This is a genomic window from Streptomyces griseus subsp. griseus (genome assembly GCF_000720255.1).
GTDB lineage: Bacteria > Actinomycetota > Actinomycetes > Streptomycetales > Streptomycetaceae > Streptomyces > Streptomyces griseus_I.
In genome coordinates this window covers 1-8,538 of record NZ_JOJE01000086.1, presented here as the reverse complement: position 1 = coordinate 8,538, position 8,538 = coordinate 1, and the positions used below count along the sequence as shown (strand labels likewise).

The window sequence follows — 8,538 nt, the reverse complement described above, 5'->3', positions numbered from 1 at the left end:
AACAGGGACCTAGACAATCCTCATTCTTGCTGGTCAGAGGCACTTTCTGCTTTCCTGACCGCCTGCCGGACAGCCCGCTTCATGAAAGCGCGAGGCTAAGACCGTGTCCTATGTGGTGAGGCGGACGAGGCGTTTGTAGCAGCAGAGGGCGGCGGCAAGTCCGAGAAACGCCAGGTAGTTGCGGGGATTGCGTTCGTAGCGGGGGCTGAGCCGGCGATAGCCCGACAGCCACGACATCGTGCGCTCGATCACCCACCTGCGGCGGCCAATCGCTCGCTGGACTCGATGCCCCTGCGCGCGATCCGCACTCCGATGCGCTTGCCACGTAACCATTTCCGCAGATCAGCACGGTCGTAGGCCTTGTCCGCATGCAGGCGCTGGGGCTTGAAGTACCGGCCGCGATCGGGGTCGTGTCTCGTTTGGTGACGCTCGACCATTGGCTTCAGCCCCTCGCTGTCATGGGTGTTGCCGGCCGAGATACCGACGAGAAGGGGCAGTCCGTTCGCGTCCGACAGGACGTGCATCTTGGAACCCGGCTTGCCTCGGTCCACGGGGCTCGGACCTGTGTGTTCGCCCCCTTTTTAGCCCTGACGTGGGCGGTGTCGAGGACGACACGGATGGCGTCGATGAGGCCGGCGTCGTCGAGCCGGTGTAGGACGGCCTCGTGCAGGCGGCCCCAGACACCGGCTCTTGACCAGATCAGGAACCGGCGGTGAGCCGGCGACTTCGATATGCCGAAGCACGGGGGAAGTTGGCGCCAGGCGCAACCGCTGACCGGGCCGCCTTCCAGCCGACGGACGCGCCGAACCCCCGCCGCCGATCGCCAGGGGGCGGCCGCCCAGAGGAGCACCGGAACCACCCCGGTGCCTTTGACCACCAGCAGGACGGGCACCAGCACGTATCCGCCCGCCAGGCCCCATCGGAGCAGACGGGCCCGGTTCGGTGCCGCCCGCTCCAGCGGCTCTTCGGTCGCCAGCCCCGCCCCGTTGGGCCGTTGCTCGTCGGCGTCCCGTACGGGCAGTGCACGGCGGACGGCGTGCGCGAACTCGTGCACGGCGGGGGACTGCGGTACCTGAGGTGGTACGCCACGGGCTCGTCGCCCGTCAGCACGACGGTCAGCCGCCGGCTCTTGGCGCCGTGAACGTCGACCCGTTCTATCGCCGCCACCGGTATCCGGCGCCGTACGCCGTCCGCTTCCAGCAGCACCACCCCATCCCGCAGCCGGGCGGAGGCACGGCGTCTGCCGTGCAGCTCCAGCGAGTACGTCTCTGCCGAGGCCATGCGGGCACATTAGGCGAGCTTGGGACCGGAGAGGACGGTACGGCCGTATGACGAAGCGGTGGCGTCTGGCCCGGTGCTGCGCAGATCGCCGATTCAGGCCCGTGGCCAGCGGGTGCGGGTGACTTCGATACCGAGGAGTTCAAGGAGGTGGAGCTGGACGCCCCGGGTGATCTGCACCATCGGCCGGTCGGTGACGGTGCCGATAGGGCGGTGAGTTCGCCGAGGTGGTAAAGGATCATCCGGCCGGTGGGGCGGATTGGGCGGTTGTCCGGGTAGAGGCCGGCCATGGTGCGCTGAGAGCCGAGAGCGTGTCTGACCTGGCGCTCCCCGCCCCACGCCCGACGGGCCGGCCCTGGCCCAGGCGGGGCACCAGGATCGCCTCCATCACGGCGGTGAACTGGGTGCAGTCGTTGGCGTTCCAGCCCGTGAGGGTGAACGCCAGCGGCCGGCCGACGGAGTCGCAGGCGAGATGAATCTTGCTGGTCAGCCCGCCCTGGGATCGTCCAAGCGCTCGGTTGCAGGCCCTCTATTTTCGAGCCGCCGCCGCGTGCTGGTGAGCGCGCTCGACGGTGGAGTCGACCGACATCAGCCAGCTGATCTCGCCGGCCGCGTCTGTCCGGGCCTGGGCGGCCTGGAGCATCCCCTGGAACGTGCCGTCGCAGGCCCGCCGACGGAACCGGGTATGCAGGGTGTGCCACGGGCCGTATCGCTCCGGCACGTCCCGCCAGGCCGAACCGGTGCGGAACTTCCACACGATTGCGTTCAGCACGGTCCGGTCGTCCAGTCGTTTCCTGCCCGCAACGACACACGCAGCAGCGGCCGAACGCACTCCCACTCAGCGCCTGACAGTTCCTGGCGACGTATCACCCAGCCATGATCCACCGTTCAAGATCAAACGAAGGCCACTCCCTAGGAGTTCTTCGCGACGCGGGCCCGATAGGCCGCGACTGTCGTCCGGCTTGCGCACGCGTTGGAGCAGAACCGTCGCGTGCGGTTGCGTGACTGGTCCACAAAGTAGTTTCCGCACCCGACCGCGGCGCACCGTCCCAAGGTCACCGCCGGATCCCCGGCGGTGACCAGGGCGAACTGAGCGGCGATCTGCTGGCCGACCCAGCGCTTGGCCGGGGCGCCGTTGCGGCTGAAGTGGATGTGCCAGCCGCCGAGGCCGTCGTGGTCGGACAGGTGCATCTCCGGCGGATAGTCGCTCAGCAGGCGGTGTACGGCGTCAGGGGCGGTGCCGTCGACCAGCTGCGCCAGGGCCATGCGTACGAGCTCTGGAAGGTCGCCGTAGTCACCCTCCGGCGGAGGGACGATTTCGTGTTCTGCGAAGAACGCGGCGACCAGTTCACCGTGTTGGTCGAGGGTCCCGGTATTGGCCAGCTCGACGGCCAGCCGCGTTACGTTCCCGATGTAGTCACCGTATTGCACTTGACCCCCTACATGGCCTCTTCGTACTGTAGGCGCCATGATATCTAACGACGCCTACATGGCCAGTCGTCTGCATCTGCTCGGGGAGTGGGACGCCGCGCTCGCCGTCCTGGGCCCGGACGCCGCGCCGGAACTGCGCGCGGAGATCGCCGTCGACCGGTGGTTCTTCCGGATGCAAAATCACGCCGAGGCCGAGAAGGCGGTAGCGGCACTTGATCCTGCGTCACCGATTGCACAGCTGCTCGCCGGACGGCTCGCCTACAGCCGCCTGCTGTTCCGGCGCGACACCCGCGCCGACGACCGGGCCGCTGCTGAAACCGCCTACCGCACGGCGGCCGAGGACGGCGACGAGATACTGAGAGCCTGGGCCGAGTACCACTGGGCCGTCCTTCTGGACAACATCGACGAAGACGCGGCCGGCGCTCTCCCGCGGTACGAGACGGCGCTCGAGGCCGCAACGAAGTTGGGCGACGGGCTCTTCGAGTCCTACATCATCCGCCACCTCGCGCCGCACAAGGAGCCCGCGGAGCGGATGGCGATGCTGCGCCGCTCGCTCTATCTGCGCGCCGCGCTTGGCGCCCGCCCGCAGACGATCGCCGCGCAGGCGCTGCTGGCCGAGTACCTCCCTGAAGGCGACCCCGAGCGCGCCGAACTTCTGCGAATCTTCCGCCCGGGCGCGGAAGAACTGCACATCGCCTGGCTCCTGTTCGAGGACTGAGGGGCCGAGCGCCGGCCCCGGACGGAGCGTCCCGGGGCCGGCCCGAGGCTCCGGCCGCGGTGCCGCATCTCCGCATCCCGCACCGACTCAGAGCGGCAATACGGGCCTGGCCGCCGCCCTCGGCACGCGCAGCAGCGCTGCCCACTGGTCGTACGGGCAGCCCTTGATGTCTCACAGCGAAGGGAGCAATTCAGGTTGAACAAGAGCAACTTCGGCAGGAGGAACGCGGCGGCCCAACCGTCAGTGTCCTCGCACTTCACGGGTTCGCCTCCGGCGCCAGCGCGGTTTCGGCCGGCAGGTTCCGGCGACGCCGATGCCATCGCACGGCTGCAGGTGGCCAACTGGCGCCGCCACTACCGCGGCGCGTTCTCCGACACGTTCCTGGACGGCGACCTGGTGGCCGAGTGGCGCACCGCATGGTCCTCGCGTCTGTCCAGCCCGGGCGGCACCTCGACGGTTCTGGCCGAGGACGACGCCGGGCTCGCGGGACTCGTCCATGTCGTCTTCGACGAGGATGGCCGCTGGGGCAGCCTCATCGACGGCCTGCACGTCAGCCTGCGCCGCCGTCGCACCGGACTCGGCACCGAACTGCTGTCCCGCGCCGCCGAGGCCGTCGCCGAACGCGCGCGTGGCGTCGCGCTGTACCTGTGGGTGCTCGAGCAGAACACCGCGGCTCAGGAGTTCTACCTGGCCCTGGGAGGCATCTGCACGGAACGGGCCGTGGTGGCTGCCCCTGGGGGAGTCTCGTCCCGGCTCACCGGTTCCCCCACCAAGCTCCGCTTCGCCTGGCCCGATGCCAAGGTGCTCGCCCGGCCGGAGGCGCGGCAGGGTCAACCGAACCCTGCCTGATGGAACGAACCCGCCGCGCGCACGCCACCGACACGCGACGCGGAACTGCCCTGCCCTTCGGGAGTACCTTCAATGGCGAACCCGGCAACCCGCACCACGCAGCCGGCCAGCACGATCGGGCGTACGCCGTAGCGGTCGACGAGTGCGCCGCCGACTACGAAGAGGCCCTGCTGGCTGAAGGTGCGCAGACCCAGGACGAAGCCGACCATCCATCCCGCCATGCCGAGCGCGGTGCCGAGGTGCTCGGCGAGGAACGGCAGAACGGCGAAGAAGCCGATGCCAGAGGTGAGTTGGGTAAGGATCAGCAGCCGCAGGAGCGGTGACAGATCCTTCCAGGTCCGCTCGCGTGAAGGCTTGGTCGTCCGGACGGTGCGGCGGGTCAGGGCGCGGGAGATGAGATCGGGCATGGTGGTGTCCGTCTGTTCCTGGGTTGTGTGAGTGCGGGCGTACGCGGTCGTTCCGACACCGTCTGCGCCGTCCCGCTGGGATGGTCCCGTGTGCGCTCCGGAGTGGGCCGACACCCGCCGTCTCAGCTGCGGGATGCGTACTCCACCGGCTGCCGTGACCGCGAGCGCCCCGAGCAGGGCCCAGAACGGCGGCCGGGGCGAGAACGGCCCAGAGGGCGCGTTCGGCATACAGCTGGTTCTCGCCATCGTTGCTAGACATCAAGAGATGAGTCCCGCAACGACCGTCAGCCGGATGGCGATACCGAGGCCACGGCGCCGAGGCGGCAGGAGCGGGCGGTTACCTGGTCTTGAACCGGTCCGGACGCACGAAGTCCAGGCCTTCGAACGTCTGCTTGCCGAGCGCCTCGTGCGCGGCGATATGGCCATAGCCGGTCGCCATCTTGAAGCCCTTTCCGGAGAATCCGGTGGCGCAGTAGATGCTGCTGTTCTCGTCCAGCCAGCCGATGAGGGGATGCCGGTCCTGGGTGAAGAGGTCGGGGAAGGCGTCGGCGCGCGCGATGGTGGGGATCAGACCGGGGAAGAACTCGGTGACGATATCGGTGACCTTCTCGATTTCTTCCTGGGTGAGTTCCCTGGGCACGGCGTCCGGGTTGGGGGTTGCCCGTGCGCGCCCGGCCAGCGGTCCGTCGATTGATGCCTTGACCGTCACGCCGTCGACGGCGGGTGCGCCGTACATGGAGCGGTCCTCGTACCACCGGCTGAAGGCGGGGAAGTTCTCCGGCGAGAACTGGGTGCCGTCTTCGGCGATGAACCAGGTCAGGACGATCCGATGGGTTTCGGTGACGGCCTTGAGGTGGTCGGGCATGAGTCTGCGGGACCAGCCGCCCGAGGCGACGATGACCTTCTCGAACGTCCAGGTCCTGTCGCCCGAGGTGACGACGACGCCGTGGTCGGTTTCGGTGATGCTGTCGACGGGTGTGTTCTGCAGGACGGTGGCACCGTTGGCCCGGGCTGCCGCGACGGCGGCGCTGACGGCGCGGTCGGTGCGCAGAACGCCGCCGCGGGGGTCGTAGACGGCGCAGTCGTCGGGGCGGAGGTTGTGCTGGGGGTAGCGCTCCGCTATCTCCTCCCGGCTGAGGACGCGGTGCTCGGCTCCGTTGTTGCGCGCTGTCTCGATGAGGCTGTTGATGAAGTTACTGTTTGCCGTCCCGATGGTGAGGCCCCCGGTGGTGGTGAGGATGTCCTGTCCGGTTTCCGCTTCGAGCTCGGCCCACAGGCCGCGGGAGCGTTCGATGATGGGGTAGTACTCGGACCTGCCGAGGTAGACCATGCGGAACAGGCGGGTGTCCCCGCCCACGGCGCTGCGGCCGTGGGCGGGGGTGGCGGCCTCGAAGCCCACGACCGAGTCGGTCAGCCGGGAGGCCTGCCACAGGGCCATGCTTCCGATGCTGCCCAGGCCGATGACGGCGAGTTGTGCGTCCATGAGAGCGGTTCCTTGTCGTCTACTCGTGAAGTCCGGCGAGTCTGCTGCCGAACTTGGCCAGGAGTGAGGTCTTGCTGGAGTTCCTGCGTTCTTCCCACTGGTCGGCGATGCCGAAGAGCCGGTACATGGCGTGAACGCCCAGCCAGCGAACGGGTTCCGGTTCCCACTTGCGTGCCCGGTAGCCAACCCAGGGGAGAGTGGTCCGTTCGGTTTCCCTCTCGAAGGCGAGCTCCGCGAGAGTTCTGCCGCCGACATAGGCCGACGTGACGCCGTGCCCGGCGTAGCCGGAGGACGATCCGATCCCGGATGCCGGGTCCCAGAGCACGCCGCCGTTCCAGTCCCGCGTGACGCCCAGGACTCCCGACCAGGCGTGGTCCACCTCGAAGGGGATCCCCGGGAAGAAGGTACTGAGCTTGTGCGAGATCAGGTCGATGGTGGACTGGGCGGTCGCACCGGCTCCCCCGGTGCCGGACCCGAAGCGGTAGGGGACACCGCGGCCCCCCATGGCGATACGGCCGTCCGCCGTCCGCTGGGCGTAGATGAACGTGTGCGCGGAGTCGTTGAGGCACTGCGGCCCCTCCCAGCCGATCTGCTGCCACGCCTCCTGCGGCAGGGGCTTGGTCACGATCATCGAGGAGTTGACCGGGATCACGCTCCGGCTGCCCAGCAACGGTCCCGAATAGCCTTCGGTGCAGATGAACGTCTTCGCCGCGGTGAGACGTCCGTCGGCCAGGGTGAGGGTCTTGCCCTCGACACCGTGCACGCGGCTGCCCTCGTAGATGCTGACCCCCATGGAGGTCAGGGTGTCGGCGAGGCCGTAGACGAGCTTCGCGGGGTGGATCCTTGCGCAGTGCTTGTAGAAGAGCCCGCCGTGGACGGTGGCGATGTTGATCCGGCTCCGGAACTCGTCCCGGTCGAGCAGGTGGACCTCGTCGTCGGTCAGCCCGTACTTCAGGTCGGCATCACGTCTGGCCACCAGCCGACCCAGCCCCGCCCGAGTGTGTGCGGCGACGAGCGCTCCGCCCTTGTGCTGATCGGCATCGATCCCCTCGGCCTGGAGGATGTCCAGGACCGCGTCGACGCCGGCGACGAACTCCTGCTGCAGTGCCCGGCTTGCCTCCAGCCCTCCCCCGGCGCGGGCGAAGGTGGCACGGTTTCCCGGAGGCATCGCCGAGAGCCAGCCACCGTTGCGTCCCGATGCGCCGTAGCCGACCTGTTCGGCCTCGAAGACGGCGACCGAGAGCGACGGCTCTAGCTTCTTGGCGAAGTACGCCGCCCACAGGCCGGTATAACCGCCGCCGACAATGGCCACGTCGACGGAGTCCTGGCCGGTGAAACGGGGGAACGAGGGCCTCTTGTCGGCCAGTTGGGCCACCCAGAAGCCAAGCTCTCCGTTTCGGGGTGGTGCCGCGAGGGCGTTCATGGTGCGTCCTTTGTCTCTGGGAACCGCGTGGGCCGCTGCTGGAAGGCGGTGTGGCCGGTGTCGACGGGGTGCGTTGCCCCGGTATGTACGAGGACTCCGGCGACGCGAGGAAGAGGACCGCGTCGGCGATCTCCTCGGGAGGGGCGAGGCGCCGGAGCGGGATCTGCCCCTCGCGTCGGCCAGCAGGATCTGCACCGGGGTGTCGATCGTGCTGGCCGAGGGCGTCGAGTGCCTGTTGAAGCCGGGCCACCGCCGCACTGCTCATGAGTGGCTCGCCGCTACACAGCGGTGCAGATGACCTGGATCTCGACAGGGGTGTTGAGCGGCAGCCCGGCGACACCGATCGCGGTGCGGGCGTGGCGTCCGTTCTCACCCAGTACCTCGATGAGCAGTTCGCTGGCCGCGTTGGCGACCTGCGACTGCTCACCGAAGTCCGGCGTGCTGGCCACGAAGACCAGCATCTGCACGATCCTGACCCGGTCCAGGTCACCCACCGCCTGCACAGCGGCAGCGAGCGCGTTGAGGGCGGCATGGCGTGCGAGCTCTTGCGCGGTCTCCAGCTCCACGTCCCGGCCGACAACGCCCTGACCCAGTAGCTCGCCGTCCTTGAAGGGGAGTTGGCCGGAGAGGTGGATGGTGGAGCCCACCGTCCGGTGGGGCACGAGGTACGTGGTGCCGGCGAGGACGGGTAGCTTCAGTCCCAGGGCCTGGAGCCTTGCTGAAGCCGAGTCGCCCTTGACGGTTTGAGGCAGGGGCTGAGTCATGCCGCCACCGTCTTGCTGTGGATCATTTCCTCAGTTCTCCGCTCGGGCTCAGGCGTCAGGGGCGCGGCAGGCCGAAGAGGACGGGAAGGTCGGCGATGTCGGTGATCCGCTCGTAGCCGAGCCAGTGCTCGTCGTGCTCCCAGCCGCGGTCCATGTACACCTTGTTCTCGATGCCCATGATGGCC

The 8,538-nt window shown here is 68.6% G+C and carries 7 protein-coding genes and 3 pseudogenes; 2 read left to right on the top strand and 8 right to left on the bottom strand.

All coding sequences use genetic code 11. The annotated features are described in order from the left end of the window. Nucleotides 1-108 precede the first annotated feature (108 nt). The 3 genes and pseudogenes from IG99_RS48445 to IG99_RS42835 form a co-directional block, all read right to left on the bottom strand. Nucleotides 109-775, bottom strand: a pseudogene (locus IG99_RS48445) (IS5 family transposase); the annotation flags it as partial. A 1,032-nt stretch (nucleotides 776-1,807) separates the two neighbouring features. Continuing rightward, on the bottom strand, nucleotides 1,808-2,110 hold the full coding sequence (locus tag IG99_RS52310; RefSeq protein ID WP_078948263.1) for a transposase: 303 nt from the start codon (nucleotides 2,108-2,110) through the stop codon (nucleotides 1,808-1,810). Between the two features lie 80 nt (nucleotides 2,111-2,190). Then, the gene (locus tag IG99_RS42835; RefSeq protein ID WP_037684372.1) at nucleotides 2,191-2,709 is read right to left on the bottom strand and encodes a CGNR zinc finger domain-containing protein; all 519 of its coding nucleotides are present in this window, start codon (nucleotides 2,707-2,709) and stop codon (nucleotides 2,191-2,193) included. A gap of 37 nt (nucleotides 2,710-2,746) precedes the next feature. On the opposite strand from IG99_RS42835, the gene IG99_RS42830 reads away from it, so the two are divergent. After that, complete coding sequence (locus tag IG99_RS42830; protein WP_037684370.1) at nucleotides 2,747-3,427, top strand: hypothetical protein; 681 nt, start codon at nucleotides 2,747-2,749, stop codon at nucleotides 3,425-3,427. Between the two features lie 333 nt (nucleotides 3,428-3,760). Further along, a complete protein-coding gene (locus tag IG99_RS42825; protein ID WP_234312172.1) occupies nucleotides 3,761-4,276 on the top strand; it encodes a GNAT family N-acetyltransferase in 516 nt (171 codons plus the stop codon). Nucleotides 4,277-4,305: 29 nt separating this feature from the next. On the opposite strand, the pseudogene IG99_RS47205 reads toward IG99_RS42825, so the two are convergent. The 5 genes and pseudogenes from IG99_RS47205 to IG99_RS42805 all read right to left on the bottom strand — a co-directional run. Then, nucleotides 4,306-4,683, bottom strand: a pseudogene (locus IG99_RS47205) (MFS transporter); the annotation flags it as partial. A 337-nt stretch (nucleotides 4,684-5,020) separates the two neighbouring features. Then, a complete protein-coding gene (gene solA / locus IG99_RS42815) occupies nucleotides 5,021-6,166 on the bottom strand; it encodes an N-methyl-L-tryptophan oxidase (RefSeq protein WP_037684366.1) in 1,146 nt (381 codons plus the stop codon). Nucleotides 6,167-6,185: 19 nt separating this feature from the next. Then, entirely contained in the window at nucleotides 6,186-7,589 is a 1,404-nt protein-coding gene (locus IG99_RS42810) for an NAD(P)/FAD-dependent oxidoreductase (protein ID WP_037684365.1), read from the bottom strand. Nucleotides 7,590-7,707: 118 nt separating this feature from the next. Continuing rightward, a pseudogene (locus IG99_RS51250) lies at nucleotides 7,708-7,854 on the bottom strand (hypothetical protein); the annotation flags it as partial. Between the two features lie 13 nt (nucleotides 7,855-7,867). Beyond that, a complete protein-coding gene (locus tag IG99_RS42805) occupies nucleotides 7,868-8,353 on the bottom strand; it encodes a RidA family protein (protein ID WP_037684364.1) in 486 nt (161 codons plus the stop codon). Nucleotides 8,354-8,538 lie beyond the last annotated feature (185 nt).